We start from the raw sequence: 17,781 nt of genomic DNA, 5'->3' as shown, positions 1-17,781 counted from the left end.
CCGCCCCCTTTTCGGAATCGCCCGATGCCCGCCGCCCTGTTGCTACTTGCTCTTCCCATCGTCGCGCCGCCGGCGACCGACGGCGAGCGGCCGAACGTCCTGCTGATCCTCTGCGACGACCTCGGCTACGGCGATCTCGGTTGCTACGGGCACCCCGTCATCGAGACCCCGCGGCTGGACGCGCTGGCGGCCGGCGGGATGCGGTTCACCCACTTCTACTCCAGCAGCCCGGTCTGCTCGCCCAGCCGGGCCGGCCTGATGACTGGCCGCACGCCGGACCGCTCGGGCGTGTACGACTGGATCCCCCACGGCTCCGAGGTGCACCTGCGGGCGGACGAACCGACGATCTCCTCGTTGTTGAACGACGCCGACTACGACACCTGCCACGTCGGAAAGTGGCACCTCAACGGCAAGTTCAATCGGGCGGCTCAACCCCAGCCCGGCGACCACGGCTTCGACCACTGGTTCGCCACCCAGAACAATGCCTCCCCCTCGCACCGCAATCCCTCCAACTTCGTGTCCGACGGCGAGGAAGTCGGCGATCTGGAGGGCTACTCCTGCAACCTCGTCGCCGCGGAGGCGATCCGCTGGTTGGACGACCGGGCCGACTCGGAGAACCCCTTCTACCTCAACGTCTGGTTCCACGAACCGCACGAGCCTATCGCCAGCCCAGAGGAACTGACCGAACGGTACGAAACGGACAGCCGCACCCCGGGGGAGGCGGAATATTTCGCCAACGTGGCGAATATGGACCGGGCCGTCGGGGCGCTGCTGGACGCCCTCGACGAGCGGGGCCTGCAGGAGAACACGGTGGTGATCTTCACGTCGGATAACGGCCCCGAGACGCTCAACCGCTACCGGACGGCGAACCGCAGCTACGGGTCCCCGGGTGAATTGCGGGGGATGAAGCTCTGGCTGTACGAGGGCGGCATCCGCGTGCCGGGGATCGTCAGTTGGCCGGGGCGGATCGCCCCGCGGGTCGAGGATGAACCGGTTGGGGCCGTCGATCTGCTGCCGACGCTCTGCGAACTGACCGGCACGCCGTTGCCGGAGGACCGGCCGCTCGACGGTGCGAGCCTCGCCGGGCTGCTCGCCGATGAGGCGCCGCTGAAACGCGCGCAACCGCTTTTCTGGAGCTACTACCGAGCCCTGGGCGGACCGGTCGCGGCGTTGCGGGAGGGCGATCTGGTGCTGCTCGGCCGCCGCGACCGGCCCGGCGTTCCCGGGGGCGGCAACGTGGGGCCGGCCTCCATGCCCGTCATCAAGGCGACCGAGCTGGGCCGCTTCGAACTCTACGACACCCGCCGCGACCTCCGGCAATACTGGGATCTGGCGGGCACGCGGCCGGAGGACCGGGATCGGTTAGCCGACCGCCTGATCGAACTGCACCGCTCCGCCCGCGACGAAGGCCCCGAGTGGTCGTTCCAGGAAGCGGAGTAGGGCGTTCGGGGGTCGAGCCGCGGCCGGACGGAACGGCGCGGGGGCGCAACCTTTTTCCTTCCGCACCGCGGTGCGTTTGCGGCCCGTTCGGGCCGTCGGTACCGTCCCGGCCATCGGAACGTCGGAGTGAATCACGGCACGCCCGCCCCCCGGGGGTTGGGAAGACATCGGCGGACGAATGATCCAGGACCTCACGTACTTCACCCGCGTTCTCGCCATCAACGGCGACGTCCTCACCGTGCGGGCCGAGGACGTGGGGCTGAACGATTTGGCGCTGGTGGAGAACGACGGGGAGGAGGAGCCGTCCTTGGCCCAGGTGGTCAAGATCGCCGGCGAGGAGGTCTCGCTGCAGGTGTTCGCCGGCGGGAAGGGGCTCTCCACCGGCGCCCGCGTGCGGTTCACCGGGCGGGGGTCGGAGGTGACCTTCTCCGAAAACGTTCTCGGCCGGGTGTTCGACGGGGCCGGCCGGCCGATCGACGGCGGGCCGTCGCTGCGGGGCGACCGGCGTGTGGAGATCGGGGGACCGTCGGTCAATCCGGTCAAGCGGGTCGTGCCCAGCCGGATGATCGAGACCGGCATCCCGATGATCGACGTCTTCAACTGCCTGGTCGAAAGCCAGAAGATCCCGATCTTCTCTGTCGCCGGCGAGCTCTACAATCCGCTGCTGGCCCGCATCGGCATCCAGGCGGACGCCGAAATCGTCGTGTTCGGCGGGATGGGGCTGGTCTTCGACGACTACCACTTCTTCCGCACGACCTTCGAGGACGAGGGCGTGTTCTCGCGGACGGTGATGTTCGTCAACCAGGCGTCCGATCCGATCGTGGAGCGGATGCTCGTCCCGGACATGGCCCTGAAGGTCGCGGAGCGGTTCGCCGTCGAACAGAACAAGCGGGTCCTCGTCCTGCTGACGGACATGACCGCGTACGCGGACGCGCTGAAGGAGATCGGCACGTCCATGGAGCGGGTCCCGGCCACCCGCGGCTACATGGGCGACCTCTACAGCCAGCTCGCCGTCCGGTACGAGCGGGCCTGCGACTACGAGGGGGCCGGGTCCGTCACGGCGCTGACGGTCACCACGATGCCCGGGGACGACGTCACCCACCCCGTGCCGGACAACACCGGCTACATCACCGAGGGGCAGTTCTACCTGCACGACGGCGTGCTTGACCCGTTTGGCTCGCTCTCCCGGCTCAAGCAGCAGGTCGTCGGCAAGACGACGCGGGAGGACCACGGCCAGCTGATGAACACGATGATCCGCCTGTATTCCGGGGCCAAGGACGCCCAGCAGAAGCAGGCGATGGCCTTCGACCTGTCCGACCGCGACCGCAAGCTGCTCAAGTTCGGCGAGCTGTTCAAAGCCCGGTTCATGGACGTGAGCGTCTCCGTGCCGTTCGCCGAGGCGCTCGACCTCTGCTGGACGACGCTCGCGGAGTGTTTCGAGCCGGAGGAACTGCTCATGAAGCAGGAGCTCGTCGACAAGTACTACCCGACGGCGCCCGCGTCAGCCGCGGCGCCCGCCGAGGCCCCCGCGACCGCCGCGACCGCCGCTCCGGCGGACGGGAGGCCGGCGTGAAGGTCGCCCTGAACAAGAACTCGCTCAAGCAGCAGCGGGACAAGCTTGCGCTGTACCGCCGCTATCTGCCGTCGCTGGAACTGAAGCGCCAGCAACTGTTGGCGGCGTGGCGGACGGCCCAGCGGGAACTGGCCGAGGCGGACGCGGAGATCGCGGCCCTGGACGCCGACTCCGAGCCGCTGCTCTCGCTGTTGGGCGGTTCGACGATCCCGACGCGGGACCTCGCCCGGTTGCTGCGGGTGCGGGAGGTGTCGCTGGGGGAGGAGAACGTCGTCGGGGTCAGCGTGCCGACGGTCGAGGCGGTGGAGTTCGAGCGGGTCGCCTACTCCACGTTGGCGCTGCCGTTCTGGGTGGACGCCGTCGTCGACACCCTGGAGGGCCTGGCCCGCCTGCGGGTGCGGCGGCAGGTCGCCGCGGCCCGCGAGCGGGCGCTGGAGGCGGCGTCCCGCAAGATCGCCCAGCGGGTCAACCTGTTCGAGAAGGTGCTCATCCCGACCGCCGCGGAGAACATCGGCCGCATCCGTATCGCCCTGTCCGACCAGGACCGGGCGGCGGTGGTGCGGTCGAAGATCGCCAAACGGAAGCGGTCAGCCCCCGCGGACGCGGATCTCCTCGGGGAACGGAGCTGAGGGGCCGCGTCCCCGTTCGCCATGGCCATCGTCGCCCTCGATAAGCTGACCGTCTTCGGTCCCGCCTCGCAGAAGTCCGAGACGATCCTCGGCCTGCAGGAATTGGGCTGTTTGCACCTGGTCCCGCTGAGCGAGACCGCGGAGGCGGCGCCGGGGCGAGCGGCCGAGCCGGTGAGTCAGGAGACCCGCGAGGCGCTCCGCTACCTGGACGCCTGCCCGGTCCAACGCCCGCCGGCGCCGGGCGCCGGGCCGTTCGACCGGGCGGCGGTCACGGCGGAGGTGCTGGCGACGAAACACGCCGAGGAGACGCTGGCGGACGAACGGGACGACCTTCAGGAGAAGATCGCCGCGCTGGAGCCGTGGGGCGACTTCGAACGCCCGCCGGAGGGCGCCCTCGGGGCGAATCGGCTGTGGTTCTACCTCGTCCCGGTGAAGCGGACGGACGAGTTGCCGCGGGACGCCGTGTGGGAAATCGTCCGGCGGGACCGGCAGTTCGCCTACGTCGTGGCCGTAGCGGAGTCTCCCGCCGCGATCCCGTTCCGCAACGTGGAACTGGACCCGCGGTCGCTCTCCCAATTGCGGGAGCGTCTGGCGGCCGTCGAGCGGGAGCTGGACGAGGCCCACTGGCGGCGGGTGAGCCAGACCCGCTGGCGGGACCCGCTGCGGCTGGAGATGGACCGGGCCGACGACGTGGTCGCCCAGGCCGCCGCGGCCGCCGCCGCCTGGACCGACGAAGACGTATTCGCCCTGCGGGGCTGGGCGCCCCGCGTCGCCGTGGCGGACGTCCGGGCGTTCTGCGACCGCCGCGGGCTGGCCCTGACGGTCGAGGCCCCGGCGCCGGCCGACGCCCCGCCGACGCTGTTGCAGAACCCGGACCGCGTCGCCGGGGCGGAGGGCTGCGTGACCTTCTACATCACGCCGGGCTACCGCGCCTGGGACCCGACCCTGGTCGTCTACCTGTCGTTCGCCCTGTTCTTCGGGATGATCGTCTCGGACGCGGCTTACGGGCTCGTGCTCGGGCTCGGCCTGCTGCTGTTCTGGGGCCGATTGAGCAAGACGCGGTCGTCCCGGCGGTTCCGCAACCTGGCGGTCGGCCTGGTGAGCTTCACCGTGGCCTACGGGGTGGCGGCGGGCAGCTACTTCGGGCTGGAGCCGCCGCCCGATTCGCTGCTGGACCGGCTGAGGGTCTACGTCGACGGCCGGCCGATGACGGAGGACCGCAACGCGATGATGGCGATCTCCGTGGCGATCGGGGCGGCCCACCTCACGCTGGCGAACCTGATCGCGGCGTGGAACCGTCGGGGCTCCTCCCGCGTGCTGGGGCACCTCGGCTGGGCCGCGGTGATCGTGGGCGGGTTCCTGTGGGGCGCCGGGGCGATGACCGGGGCCGCGGCGTTCGCCGAAGTCGGCATGCCGGCCGTGATCGCCGGGGCGGTCCTCGTGCTGCTGTTCAGCAGCGACCGCCCGCTGCTGTCGTTCAGCCCCAAAACGCAGGCCCTGCGGCTGGTCGACGGGGCGATGCAGATCCCCAACCTGACGAAAGCCTTCGGCGACGTGCTGAGCTACCTGCGGCTGTTCGCTCTCGGGCTGGCGAGCGCCCAACTGGCGATCACTTTCAACGATCTCGCCTCGCAGTCCTTCCGAGCGGGCGGGGCGGGCGTGGCGCTCGCCCTGGTCATCCTCGTGGCCGGACACGGAATCAACATCCTGCTGGGCCTGATGGGCGGGGTGGTGCACGGCCTGCGGCTGAACTGCATTGAGTTCTTTAACTGGAGTCTGAACGACGAGGGATACCCGTTCCGACCCTTCACCAAGAAAGCGACGAACTGAGATGGATAGTTTTTGGGTGATGCTGGGCTGGGCCGGGATCTACGGCCCGACGGCCCTGGGGGCGATCGGCAGCGTGATCGGCTGCGCCCGCGCCGGGCAGGCCGCCTGCGGGGCGATGCTGGACGTGGAAAGCGGCTACGGCCGGCTGGTGGGGCTCTCCGCGCTGCCCAGTTCGCAGATCATCTACGGCATCGTCGTGATGTTCTCGCTGAACCGAGTCGTGACCGTCGAGGCGGCCGGCGGACTGTTCGCGGTGGGCGTGCTCTGCGGCGTCGTGCTGCTGTTCAGCGCGATGTACCAAGGGCTGTGCTGCGCCTCGGCGATCGTCGCCAGCAAGAGCAAACCGGAGGTGTTCGGACTGTCGGCGGCGCCGGCGGCGATCGTGGAGGGCTTCGCCGTGTTCGCCTTCATCTTCGCCCTAGTGGTCTCCGCCGGCATTCCCGGCGGCGCCGAGGCCGTCGAGACTGGCGGCGGGGCCGTCCCCGGGGCCGCCGTCCCCGCCGCGGTCGACCCGGACGAGGCCGACACGTACGAGGGCGCCCTCGAATCCGACGCCCCCCTGGAACTCGACGCCGACGCCGCCCTCCCCGGCGCCGGCCTTTCCGACTGACGGTCGACACCCGGTCCCGGCTCCCGCACACTTCGGCTTCCTCCCCCCCGCACAGGCCATGGCAGACTCGACCCCCGCAGAAGCCTCCGGCGTCCAGCAACTGATCGACCGGCTGCGCCGGGAGGGCGTCGACAAGGGGCAGAACGAGGCGGACGCCGTGCTGGAGGCGGCCCGCCGGCAGGCGATGGAGATCCTCGACGACGCGAAGGAGCGGGCCGACGCGATGCTCAAGGAGGCGCAAACCGAGGCGGATCGCACCCGCCGGGCCGGCGAGGAGGCGATCCGGCTCGCCGGGCGCGATTCCATTTTGGAGCTCACCGAAGCGCTGCGGGACAACTGCAAGCGGACCTTGCACCGGCTCGTCTCGCACTCCCTGCAGGACGAGGAGTTCCTGCGGCGGCTGATCCTGGAGATCGCCCGCCAGGCCGTGCCGGACGACGCCGACCGGCTGAACGTCCAGTTGCTCGACGACGATCCTTCGCTGGAGAGCGACGCGGCGCTGCAGCGATTCGCCGAGTCGCTCGCCGGCCAATCGTTGCGGGACGGCTTCACGTTCGAGGTGGTCGACAGCGACGTGCCGGGCGTGCGGGTGCAGGTGGTGGACGGCGGACTGGAGGTCGATCTGACCGACGAGACGCTGACCCACGTGCTGCTCAGCCGCCTCTCGCCGCGGTTCCGCGCGATTCTGGACGTCTGAGCGGAACCGCGGGCGTGACGACGGACTACTACACGCTGATCGCCAGCCTGCCGGCGCTGCCAACGCACTTCGACGTGGAGCGCCCGCCGATCTCCCGGCGGCAGCTGGCCGAACGCCTCGGGCAGCTGAGCCCGGAAGACGCCGCGACGGTGCGGCAACTCGCCGACTTCTTCGACTGGGATCGCCAGCCGCTGGACCGCACCGACGAGGAGGTCGCCCGCGAACTGGCGAATCTGAAATCGGTCCAACACCCCCTCGTGCTGCGAATCATCCGGCACCGGCTGGACGTGCGGATCGTCGTCAGCGCGCTCCGCCGGCGGCGGGACGGGGAGCCGGGACCGGTTCCGCTCGGGGAGCTGAGCGAAACGATCCGCCGCCACTGGTCCGATCCGACCTTCGGCCTGGGCGGCCGGCAGCCGTGGATCGAGCCGTTCGCGCGGCTGATGGCCGCCGGGCAGGTCGTGCCGGCTCAGCGCACGCTGTTCGAACACACCTGGCGGCAGTGGCGTCGGCTCGCCACGGAGTTCACGTTCTCGCTGGAGGCGGTGATCCTGTACCTGGCCCGGTGGGAGATCATCCACCGCTGGACCAGCCGGGACGCGGAGGCCGGCCGCAAACGCTTCGACACCATGATTCAGGACACGCTCGGTGACTACGCCCACCTCGACCTCTGAGGCCCCCGCCGCCGACCTGCGCGTCCCCGACGGCGGGGCGCCCGACTCCCGCCCGCCCGCCGGCGCCGCGGGGCGGCCCGCGGCGCGGGAGGCGCGCGTGATCGGCGTGTCCGGCAACGTGGTCACGATCGAGGCGGACGGGCCGCTGATGAAGAACGAGGTCGCGCTGGTGCACGTCGGCGGGGAGGCCCTGAAGTCCGAGGTGCTGCGCATCGCCGGCAACACCGCGGACATGCAGGTCTTCGAGGAGACCGGCGGCGTCCAGGTCGGCGACCGCGTCGAGCTGACTAAGCAACTCCTTCCCGCCGCGCTGGGCCCGGGTTTGCTGGGCTCCGTGTTCGACGGTTTGCAGAACCCGCTCAACGTGCTCGCGGAGCGGGACGGCTTCTTCCTCCGCCGCGGCAGCTCCGCCCCGGCGCTCCCGGGGGAGGACGAGTGGGACTTCCGGCCGAGCGTGCAGGTCGGCGACACGGTCCGCGGCGGGGACGTGCTGGGCACGGTCCCGGAACGCAATATCACGCACAAGATCATGGCGCCGTTCGACTTGGTCGGAACGGCGGAGGTCCTGTGGGTCGCGAGAGGGCTGCAACGGGCCGACGCGCCGGTCGTCCGCGTCCGCACGGCCCGGGGGCGAGAGCGGGAGTGGACAATGCAGCACGCCTGGCCGGTTCGCAGCCCGCTGCCGTCGAAGCTGCTGCGGCAGCGTCATTCCGAGCGGCTGTTCCCCTCCAAGGTGCTCACGACCACGATCCGGCTGATCGACACGTTCTTCCCGATCGCCCTCGGCGGCACGGCCTGCATCCCGGGGCCGTTCGGGGCGGGCAAGACGGTGCTGCAGGGGCTCGTGTCCCGCTACTCGGCCGCCGACATCGTCGTCGTCGTGGCCTGCGGCGAGCGGGCCGGCGAGGTTGTGGAGACTCTCGTCGACTTCGCCGAGATGGACGACCCCCGCAGCGACGGCAAGCTGATGGACCGGACGGTGGTCATCTGCAATACCTCCTCGATGCCCGTCGCCGCCCGGGAGGCGTCGATCTACATGGGCATCACGATCGGCGAGTACTACCGTCAGATGGGGCTGAACGTCCTGCTGATCGCGGACTCCACCTCCCGTTGGGCCCAGGCGATGCGGGAGACCTCCGGCCGGTTGGAGGAGATCCCCGGCGAGGAGGCCTTCCCCGCCTACCTCGACTCCTCCATCAAGGGGCTGTACGAGCGGGCCGGCGTCGTCCGGGCGAACGACGGCGACGTCGGCAGCCTGACGATGATCGGCACCGTCTCCCCGGCGGGCGGCAACTTCGAGGAGCCCGTCACGCAGTCGACGCTGGGGGCGGTGAAGTGCTTCCTCGGCCTCTCCTCGGCCCGCGCCTACAAGCGGTTCTACCCGGCGATCGACCCGCTGATGTCCTGGTCGCGGTATCTGGACCAGCTCAAGCCGCAGCTCGCGGAGACGATGGACCCGACCTGGACGGAGTCCGTGAAGGCGACGACCGAACTGCTGCACCGCGGTGACGCGGTTCATCAGATGATGCAGGTGACGGGCGAGGAAGGCGTTACCGTGGAGGACTACCTGGACTACCAGCGGGCCACGTTCGTGGACATGGTCTTCCTCCAGCAGGACGCCTTTGACCCGGTGGACGTCTCGATCCCGCTGGAACGGCAGAAAGAGTCGTTCCAACTGATCCGCCGCCTCGTCACCCGGGACCTGCACTTCACGACCAACGAGGAGGTCCGCGCTTTCTTCACGAAGCTGACCGGGCTGTTCAAGAACCTGAACTACAGCGAGTGGCGCTCCCCCCGCTACCGGGAACTGCTCGCGGAGATCGACGCGCTGGAGGCCCAGGCAGTCGCGCGGGCCTGAGCGGCCCCGGCGTTCCGGCGTCGGCTTTGCCGAACGACAGGGGACCCTCGGCCGTTCCCGCGGACCGCCGATCGCCCGGGAGCGGGCGGGGCGACTGCGGTCCTGAGGGGATCACCGTTCGGCGACGAGGGCGATCAGGTCGCCGACGGTGCGGTGGGCCTCGACCGGATGTCGCAGGGCGACGTCCGGGTGGATGCGGTAGTGATTCTGGCGGCCGACCTTTTCGCGTTCCAGCACGCCGCCTTCCTCCAGGTCCGCAATGATCCGTTGGACGGCCCGCTCCGTGATGCCCACGCGGGCGGCGACCTCCCGCAGCACCATGGAGGGGTCTTGCGCCAGCAGTAACAGGACGTGCGAGTGGTTCGTGAGGAACGTCCACCGCGAGGTTTCGACCGGAGCGGGCTTGGCCGGCGTCGCGGCCGCGGCGTTCGCAAGGCCGCCGGGTCGGGCGGCCGACTTCACGACCGCGCTCTTTCGCGGCCGTTTCGCCGCTCCGCCCGGCCGACCGCTCGTTTCTCCTGTTTGAGGCTGCGGTTTCGGACTGGATCGGTCGGTCACAGGGACTCCGGCCTGGATGCGTGAGAAACGGGCGAGCGGGTCGGCCGGACCGCGATCGTAGAGCCGCGCGTTCGCGAAGCAATCTTCCTGGAGCCTTGGCCCCTGCGGCGAAAGGAGCGGCCGCGGCGATCGCCCAGCAAGAAGACGGCCGAGCATCGCCGGCGTCGGCGGTTCGCCGGAGACCCACGCGGACGTGCTAGGTCGGCGGAGCGCCGGGCTGGTCGACCGGACGGTCGCCGTTCCGGCGGTCGCCAAGGTGATCCGACGGGGCCGCCTGACCGTCCGGAGCGTCTTCGAGCACGCGGACAGCGGCCTATCCTCCTACTGCGAACGCGGCGCGAACGCCTTACGCGGCCTCGACCGCTCGTATCCGTCGTCAACTGGGCGGTGGGGGACTCGAACCCCCGACCTTCTGCGTGTAAAGCGAACTTGGGGCCTCCCCCGTAGCACCACCCGCAACCCTGCCGAGGCAGGGATGAGACTGGCACCGTAAGTCGAAGCGGTCGTCGCGTCCAGTCGCACCCGCCGGCGTCCGGGACCGCCCGGGCGTGTCAGTCGGGGCCGTTTTTGTCAGGATTTGTCACGGGCCTCGGCCGGCCGAAACAGCCAAGCCGGTCTCTCGCCCGGACCCCTCTCGCTTTAAGGATCCAGCCGGGTGTCCGCCGATCCCGCCCCGCCCGACCGCCTTCCGAAGTGGCCGAGGCCGACGCAATTGGCTGATCTGATGCTCGGCACCCCGCCCGGGGCAGCGTACGAGGCCGGCCGGCTGACAATTCGGCTGCGGGCCTTCGCCGGTCTCGACCCGCTGCTGCACGGCGTCGGCGTGCTCGGGGAGCCGGAGATCGGTCGGAGGGACGTCGACGAGGCCCCGGCCGCCGCGGATCTCGGCGTCGGACCCGGCCTGCGAGCGCCGCACCTGTGGTTCCGCCGTTGCTGCGAGGCCGCCTTGGACGGAGACCGACTGGTCGCCGCCGGCCGCGTCCTCGAGCGGCTGGAGGACGACGACTTTTTGACCGTTCGGGAGCAAGACCATGGGAGCTGGCACGAAGCGTTCTATCCGCGGGACGAGGAAGAGACGTACTGGGCCGAGCTGGGCTGGAATCCCCGGCCGCCGGGCGAATCGCCCCCGGCAGTCGACCCCCTGTGGGACCGCGGGGAGGCGTCCCACGACGCCCTTCGCGCTTTAATCGGCAAGCACGTCGAGCCCGCCGACGCGTTCGCCCAAGACTTGCGTCGCGTGTTCGCGGACGGTCCGGCCGACGTGGCGGCCGCCTTCGAGCTGGGGCGGTCGGCGGCGGAACTCGAGTTGCCTCCGAAGGCGTATCGAGTCGTGCTGCGGACCGCCCGGTGCGGTCGCTGGCCGCTGGACCGTGAAGCGCTCGACGCCGTAAAGGCCGATCCCGACAAGATCCGCGGAGCGCTATCCCTCCGCCGGGATCTCCCGCCCCGACTGCAGGCCGCGGCCGCGGCCGCCCTCAACGAATTTGTCGCCAGGGTCCGCGACTACCGTGAGCGGCGTCGCCACTGGCGGATGTGGCGGGCGACCGTCGACCGGGATGAGTCGGGCAGTCCGCGATCGTTCTACGGACGAGACGCCTTCCGCGAAGCCTTCGTCCCCCTGCCGGCCCAATCGTTCGCGGAGCCCGGGCCGTGGGAGATCCGGCCCGAGCCGGCGGTCCTCCGGGAGGCGGAGGACCTGGCGGTCAGGGCCGGGCTCCCCGCCGACGAGGTGCCCGAGCCGCCGGCGCTCCCGCCGCCGACCGGCTCGGACCCCGGCGGCTGGCTGGACGGCGCCGGGCAGGCGCTGTTGCAGACCTTCGGCGAGGAGGTCGAAGCCGTCGCCCGCCAGCGCTGGGGCTCGGCCGCACCGTCTCCCCCGCCGCTGGTCAAAGGTCCGTTCGGCATCACCTACGACCCGTCCGCCGGCGTCGTCCGGTGGCGTGAACGGACGGTCGTCATCCCGGAGACGAAGCTGCAGGCGCGGCTGTTGTTTCGCAGGCTGTGCGAACATGGCGGGCACCTGACGGCCGACGTCATCAACGCCAACCCCGGGAGGTGCGGGTTCACGGTGGGCGGCGGGCGGATCGGCGAAGACGCCGTCCCGATTCGCAAGGGCCTTCGGGTACTCCCCAACACCGTCGCGGCGGCGGCATCGAGGCTGGACGCCGTCTTAGCGGGCCTTGCCGACGGGGCGGGGCGGGTCGTGAGGGCCCGTTCTCACGAGGGTGAAGTGCGGCTGACCGAGGAGTCGCTAGGCAACGCGGCGGGGTAGTCCGCGGAGCGGGGCGGAAATGACACGGGATCGGCGGCCGTGTCATTGCCTGTCACCGGAGTGTGGGCTCGAACGCGACCGGACGGCCCCGGTCGCGATACCCCGCACCCGAGTCAGAAATGCCGACCCCGAAGACCCGCAAGTACGTCGACGACGAACTGGTCCCCGCCCTCTCCTGGGTGCCGGACCACCTGCCGAAGAAGGGCGGGAAGAAGATTCATCGTAGCTCGGTCGCTCGCTGGCTCACTACTGGCGTGCAGGGCGTGCGGCTCCGTGGCTGGAAGGCCGGTCGCACCTGGATGACGACCCCCGCCGCGGTGCGGGAGTTCACGGAGGCCTTGGCTGAGCGGGCCGCCGCAGGCGCCCCGCCGGCCGCGTCCGACGAGTCCAAGGCCCGCCGGGCCGACGACGTCGCCGCCGAGCTCGACGCCGCCGGTCTCTAGCCCTTCTTCCCCAGACCGCGCCCCCGCCCGGTTGCAGACCCGGGCGGCGGGGGTGCGGCCGTCCCCCTGTTCGGAGACACGACCATGGTATGTCAGCCCGTTCACGGCGCAAACCCCGCCGACGCCGCGCCCCAGCCCGCCCACAGCCTCCTGGCCGCCGACCGGCTGCTGCTGCCGGGCTGGAGCTACGCCCTGCTCGCCGTCCGGCCGGACGGCGGCGACCGCCGACTGGAGGTGTTCGCCGATCGCGAGCGGCTCGCCCGGCGGGCGACGGATCTGTCGCTCGACGGGTTCAACGTGGGGGTCTACCTCGACCCCGTCGACCCCGCGTTCGACGCCCGGCGGGACCGCGCCGCGGACGGTCCGCGCTGGAGCGGCGGCTGCCTCGGCGAAAGCGATTTCGCGGGCCGCTTCGCGCTGTCGGTCCGCGTCGCGACCGATCGGAAGACGCGGGTCTGGCCGTCCCACGTCACTCCCGTCGACTCGGCCGAGGCCGCCGAACGGGTCGCCGCGGGGCTGAGGGCCTTCGGCTTCCCCGCCCCCGCCCGTCTCGCCCACGGCGACGTCCGTTACCTGAGCTACTGGGCCAATCTGCCCCCCGGGGACGGCCGCGTCCGCCGGTTCCTCCGCGCGATCAAGTCTCCGCCCGTTCCCGGGGCGGTGATCGGTTTCCCCGGGGACGCCCCCCGTCCGCTCCCTTGGCCGGGGACTCTCGTCCGGCCGGCCGCCGGGGCCTCGGGAACGCCCACGCCGTGCGAACTGGTCGTCGGCGCCAATCCGACGGCGGCCCCGGAGCGAGCGATCGACCTCGTCTGCGGCGCCGCCCCGGCGAAGGTGCTCACGCCGACGCCGTCGCGACCGGTCGACCCGCCCCGTGCGTTCGATCTCGACACGTTCGTCGCCACGCATCTGCCCGACGCCCTCGGGCCCGTCCGGCGGGACGGCGGGCGGAGCTGGCTGTTGCCCGACTGCCCCTGGACCCCGACCCACACGGACGCCGCCGCCTTCGTGGCGGAGTCGCCGGACGGCGCCCCGATCGCCGGTTGCCGGCACCTCGACTGTCGCGGCCACGGGGCCGCGTTCGCCGACCTGTTCGGCCTCTTCGATCCCCGCGTCCCGCCCCCCGGGACGCCCCCCTGTATCGCCGCGGCGTGGGCCCGACCCCGCCGGCGGCCCCGCACGCGTCGCCGCTAGGCGACCGCGTCCCCGCACGGCGAGTCGCCGGCGGGACTCCCCCTGTTCCTCAACCGTGAGAACACTCGTGAGCTGTCCCAACAACTCCCCCCAGCACGGCGGTACTCCGCCGGACGCCCCCGATCCCGCCGCCGCCCCCGGCGGCGTCCCGGCGGACTCGCCGCCGAACGCCGCGGCGCCCGACGCGGTCGCGGCCCGGTCCGCGACGACCTCGGTCACGGTCGAGGGTCTCACCCCCGCCGTGGCCGTCCACGCCGCTCCCCCCGAGGGCGGCAACAAGCAGCTCTTCTGCGCGACGTCGGTTCTGTCCGACGGCTCGAACGTCGAGCTGGGCCGCGATCGCATCGATCCGGGCAGTCACGCGGCCGCCCAGCAGCTCTCGCTTCTGTTCGTCATGGCCTTCGTCAACATCGTCGGCGGCGCCGTGAACGATCAGGACGAGGCGGTCGCCCGCGTGATGGCCGCGCTCCGGCAGGCCGGCGACGCGGCCGTCCTGCTCGACGCGGCGGCCGGTCCGCCGGGCGGTCCCGCCCCGGAGGGGCCGCTGGCGCTGATCGCGGACCGGGTCGAGCCGTTCCTCGGGCCGAACGACGTGGCGTACGCCGTCGTACGTCGTCCGCTCCGCGACGGCGGCGACGGGCCGCAGGAGTGCCTGCGGGTCTCCGGCGCCCCGTTCCGGCGGTTCGTCCGCGGCGTCTATTTCGGCGCCGCCCGGGCCAGCCTGCCCGCCGAAACCGTGCAGCGGGTCGTCGACACGATCGAGGCCCAGGCCGACTTCGAGGGCGAGTTCCGACCGGTGTACGTCCGCACCGCGTGGGCGGAGGTAGGCGGCGAGAAGGCGATCGTGATCGACCTCGGCGACCCGCAGCGGCGGGCGATCGTGATCACGCGGCACGGCTGGGAGATCGTCGAGACGTCCCCCGTGGCGTTCCTGCGGCCCAGCGGCCAGGAGCCGATGATCGAGCCGGCCCCCGCCGACGAGGCCGACCTCGCCCCCTTCCTCGACGCGCTGCACCTGCGGGGGGACGCGCGGGTCCTGAGCGCGGCGTGGCTGTGCTTCAGCCTGTCGCCGTCCGGGCCGTACCCGATCCTGTTCCTGTACGGGGAGCACGGGGCGATCAAGACGACCCGGGCGGCGGCCTTCAGGCGGCTGATCGATCCGTCCGGGGCGGGGTTGCGTAAACCGCCCAAAAACGAGGACGACATCGTCATCGCGGCGTGCAACGGGCACGTGATCGGCTTCGACAATCTCGGCGAAATGAAGCCCTGGCTGAGCGACGCCCTCTGCCGCGTCGCCACCGGGGCGGCCAGCGGCAAGCGGAAGCTCTACAGCGACGAGGACGAGGTGCTGGCGACCTACGAGAACCCGATCCTCACCACCGGCATCGGGATCTACGCCAGCGCCGCGGACTTCATCGACCGCACGCTGCCCGTGCACGCCGAGAACGTGCCGAAAGCGCTCCGGCGGCGCCGGGCAGAGGTGGCGAAGCGGCTGGACGCGACGATGCCCGCGGCGCTGTCCGCGTTGCTCAACGGCGTCGCGGCGGGGCTCAAGGCCGAGGCGGACGGCCGGCCGGCCCCGACCGATCTGCCCCGGATGGCAGACTTCGCGGTGCGGGTCTCGGCCGCGGAACCCGCCCTAGGGCTGGCTGCGGGGTCCGTGCTCAAGGCCCTCCGGTCCGCGGTCGGCGAAATCGACGCCCACGTCCTGGAGGGCTTCCCGGCCGTCCAGTTGCTCCTGGAGCAGGTCGCCCGGTTGGAGGCCGAGCACGAGAAGCGCAACGCGGAGCGGGTCGCCAAGGGCGAGCCCGAAGAGCCGTTCGAGTGGCGGGCCACGCCCACGGAGATGTTCGGCAAGGTGAACTTCGACCACCACCGCAAGGCCCACCGCGGCAACTGGCCGAGCAACGCCCAGCGCTTCAGCCAGCAGCTGACCAAGGTCTCCCCGATCCTGCGTTCGATGGGGCTCGAGGTGTCGCGCGTCCGCGGCAAGAAGCGGGAGATCGTCATCTCCCGCAGCGCCCCGGCGGCGTGACCCCCCGCGGCTCCTGAGCGGGGGCGGCCGGAACGTCCGGGCGCCCCCGTTTCGGCCCCCAAGTCAGCTCCCCCGGTTTTGCCGGAAAACTGCGTCGATTGCGTCGACGCGTCGTCACCCACGTCCGAGCCGGTCCGGCTCGGCGTTCAATCCCACCTGACCCCCGAGGACTTCCATGTCTCATCTCCACACTCCTGCGAACGGCCCCGGCGGCGTCGATCGCGACGGCTACCTTCCCCCCTGGCCGGTCGACTACCCCAACGTCCTGACCTGCGACGCCTGCGGGGTCCCGATCGAGCGGCCGGGGCAGGGGATGCTCCGCTGGCTCTCGCACGCCGTGCCCACGGGCAGCCCGCCCCGGCGGTCCCGCCTGACGGTCGTCCATCACGCCTCCTACACCCCCAGCGGCCGGCACGCGGACTGCTACGTCCCGCCGCCGGCCGACTGCTCCTGGGGCGACGAGCATCTCGCGTACGTCTGCGGGGCCGAAGGGGTCTGCCGTCTGCTGAAGATGGTCAACTGCGACGGCCTGCCGTTCCTCGAGGCCGCCGTCATGATTCACCGGCTCCTCGTCCCGGGCTACGAGCAAGCCCGGCGGTACGAGCGTCAGGCCGCGGCCGAGGCCCTCCTCGACGCGGCGCCGCTCGACGGTCTGCTCCGCCCGCAGGACGTCCGGGAGATGCTCCTGCACGTCGACCGCTGGGAGGAGGAGATGGAGCCCTAGTCGCGGCTGATGCGTTCCACCGCCGCCGTCGGTCGCCGGATCGTCCGCAGGGACGCCCGGCCGCCGGCGGCGGTTTTTCGTAGGCCCCCGCTCCCCTCGGCCTTTTCCCCGCGAGGGCGGCCCGAGGTCGTCGTCCGTCCCGGCGGACGTGGAGCCCCCGGCTTTCGGCCGCCCGCCGGTCTCCCGGGCGTCGGAGGCCGGGGGAGACCGCCGTCGCGTCGACGCATACGACGCAGTTCTCAGAAATCCTCCGGGAGAGCGACCGTTCGCCCGCAGCGCCGGGTTGGCCTTCACCATCGTGCTGAGTGCCGTCGGCGGCCTGCTCCTCGCCGGCGCCGGTCTGGGGCGGGCTCGCACGGTCCGCCGAACCACGGGCCCGCGACCGAACCGGTCCGGCGGAGCGGGGGCGGTTCCCGACGGCGAACGGCTTGTTCGGCATCGCGATCGCCGCGTTGCGGGGCGTCGCCTCCCGGGTGATCAACGTCAGCCGACCCGCCGGCGCCGGTCGGGGTCCTGTTCTGGAACCTGACGACCAAGCAGGGCGTGACCGCCGGAGTCACGATCGGCATGACCTCCTCGCCGGCCTAGATCCGGCTCCGGCGACCCGTCCGGGCGGGGCCGGCCGGCGCTCCCGCCGAGTTTGCGCAGCCGACGACGTCACGAACCCGACGGACTCCGCGGGGACCATTTCCGCGACCTCGCCGACGCGGTCGGACGGTCCGGGAGTCGCCGTCCCGGCGAACCGGCGTGGCCCCGCTCCTCGGCCGAACCGTGAAGTCCTCGGGAACCTCCCGGGCGTCCGGCCCCGGCCGCTTGCGGTTCGCGGCGGCGCCCCGGAGCGGCCGGAGTTCGGGAGCCCGGTCGGTCGTCTCCGAGCCGGTCGACGCCGTGCTCCTTGAGAAGGGGGCGGGGGCTTTTCCTCTCTAATCCGCGGTTCAGTCCCGCGGCCGGCGATCCGTTGCGGAGGTAGAATGTCCCCGCAACACGTCCCCGACCTGAGGAGTTCCGATATGCCCCGCCTCAAGCTTGTTCTCGCCCTCGGCAGCCTCGCCGGACTGCTGGCGTTCGCCGGTCCGGCCCAGGCGGACGACTGGAAGGACGAGAGCGGTCACGGTCGCCGCGGGTTCGTCGGTCCTCCGCCGTGGGCGGGCCGGGACGGCGGACCCCCGCCGGGGGCGGGTCGGGGCGGGGAGACCCCGGCGTGGGCGCGGGGCCGGGGGTACTGGGACGGTCACTTCAAGCAC

Annotated in this window: 14 protein-coding genes and 1 pseudogene; 14 read left to right on the top strand and 1 reads right to left on the bottom strand. The window is 71.7% G+C overall.

The features are described from left to right. The first annotated feature begins 24 nt into the window (after positions 1–24). The 8 genes and pseudogenes from ACG2DA_RS10335 (at position 25) to ACG2DA_RS10300 (ending at position 9,311) form a co-directional block, all read left to right on the top strand. Positions 25–1,440, top strand: a complete 1,416-nt coding sequence (locus ACG2DA_RS10335) for a sulfatase-like hydrolase/transferase (protein WP_395255531.1) — start codon at positions 25–27, stop codon at positions 1,438–1,440. A gap of 178 nt (positions 1,441–1,618) precedes the next feature. Next, positions 1,619–3,013, top strand: coding sequence for a V-type ATP synthase subunit B (locus ACG2DA_RS10330; RefSeq protein WP_395255529.1), 1,395 nt, complete (start codon positions 1,619–1,621; stop codon positions 3,011–3,013). Then, positions 3,010–3,642, top strand: coding sequence for a V-type ATP synthase subunit D (locus ACG2DA_RS10325; RefSeq protein WP_395255527.1), 633 nt, complete (start codon positions 3,010–3,012; stop codon positions 3,640–3,642). The genes ACG2DA_RS10330 and ACG2DA_RS10325 overlap by 4 nt, the downstream gene beginning before the upstream one ends. Positions 3,643–3,663: 21 nt before the next feature. Beyond that, complete coding sequence (locus ACG2DA_RS10320; protein ID WP_395255526.1) at positions 3,664–5,472, top strand: V-type ATP synthase subunit I; 1,809 nt, start codon at positions 3,664–3,666, stop codon at positions 5,470–5,472. A gap of 1 nt (position 5,473) precedes the next feature. Continuing rightward, positions 5,474–5,914 (top strand): annotated as a pseudogene (locus ACG2DA_RS10315) (ATP synthase subunit C); the annotation flags it as partial. A gap of 226 nt (positions 5,915–6,140) precedes the next feature. Further along, positions 6,141–6,779 (top strand): hypothetical protein, encoded by a 639-nt coding sequence (locus tag ACG2DA_RS10310; protein WP_395255525.1) that lies wholly within the window; start codon positions 6,141–6,143, stop codon positions 6,777–6,779. A gap of 14 nt (positions 6,780–6,793) precedes the next feature. After that, positions 6,794–7,453: a DUF2764 domain-containing protein gene (locus ACG2DA_RS10305; protein ID WP_395255524.1), complete on the top strand. Its 660-nt coding sequence runs from the start codon at positions 6,794–6,796 to the stop codon at positions 7,451–7,453. A 97-nt stretch (positions 7,454–7,550) separates the two neighbouring features. Then, positions 7,551–9,311, top strand: coding sequence for a V-type ATP synthase subunit A (locus ACG2DA_RS10300; RefSeq protein WP_395255542.1), 1,761 nt, complete (start codon positions 7,551–7,553; stop codon positions 9,309–9,311). A gap of 111 nt (positions 9,312–9,422) precedes the next feature. Here ACG2DA_RS10300 and ACG2DA_RS10295 read toward each other — a convergent pair whose 3' ends face one another. Further along, positions 9,423–9,773, bottom strand: a complete 351-nt coding sequence (locus tag ACG2DA_RS10295; protein WP_395255522.1) for a helix-turn-helix transcriptional regulator — start codon at positions 9,771–9,773, stop codon at positions 9,423–9,425. 751 nt (positions 9,774–10,524) lie between these two features. Between ACG2DA_RS10295 and ACG2DA_RS10290 the strand changes: the two genes are divergently transcribed. The 6 genes from ACG2DA_RS10290 to ACG2DA_RS10265 form a co-directional block, all read left to right on the top strand. Further along, complete coding sequence (locus ACG2DA_RS10290) at positions 10,525–12,141, top strand: hypothetical protein (protein WP_395255521.1); 1,617 nt, start codon at positions 10,525–10,527, stop codon at positions 12,139–12,141. 119 nt (positions 12,142–12,260) lie between these two features. Next, positions 12,261–12,584, top strand: a complete 324-nt coding sequence (locus ACG2DA_RS10285) for a DUF1580 domain-containing protein (protein ID WP_395255520.1) — start codon at positions 12,261–12,263, stop codon at positions 12,582–12,584. A gap of 84 nt (positions 12,585–12,668) precedes the next feature. Beyond that, a complete protein-coding gene (locus tag ACG2DA_RS10280) occupies positions 12,669–13,778 on the top strand; it encodes a hypothetical protein (RefSeq protein ID WP_395255519.1) in 1,110 nt (369 codons plus the stop codon). A gap of 67 nt (positions 13,779–13,845) precedes the next feature. Further along, positions 13,846–15,813: a hypothetical protein gene (locus ACG2DA_RS10275; RefSeq protein ID WP_395255518.1), complete on the top strand. Its 1,968-nt coding sequence runs from the start codon at positions 13,846–13,848 to the stop codon at positions 15,811–15,813. A gap of 175 nt (positions 15,814–15,988) precedes the next feature. Continuing rightward, positions 15,989–16,537 (top strand): hypothetical protein, encoded by a 549-nt coding sequence (locus ACG2DA_RS10270; protein ID WP_395255517.1) that lies wholly within the window; start codon positions 15,989–15,991, stop codon positions 16,535–16,537. 1,010 nt (positions 16,538–17,547) lie between these two features. Continuing rightward, a partial coding sequence (locus tag ACG2DA_RS10265; RefSeq protein ID WP_395255516.1) for a hypothetical protein occupies positions 17,548–17,781 on the top strand: 234 nt, incomplete at its 3' end.

Origin of the sequence: Alienimonas sp. DA493 (assembly GCF_043951915.1) — a bacterium.
Classification (GTDB): Bacteria; Planctomycetota; Planctomycetia; order Planctomycetales; family Planctomycetaceae; genus Alienimonas.
Note: the sequence above shows the minus strand (reverse complement) of the source record. Positions and strands in the feature narration are given on the sequence as shown.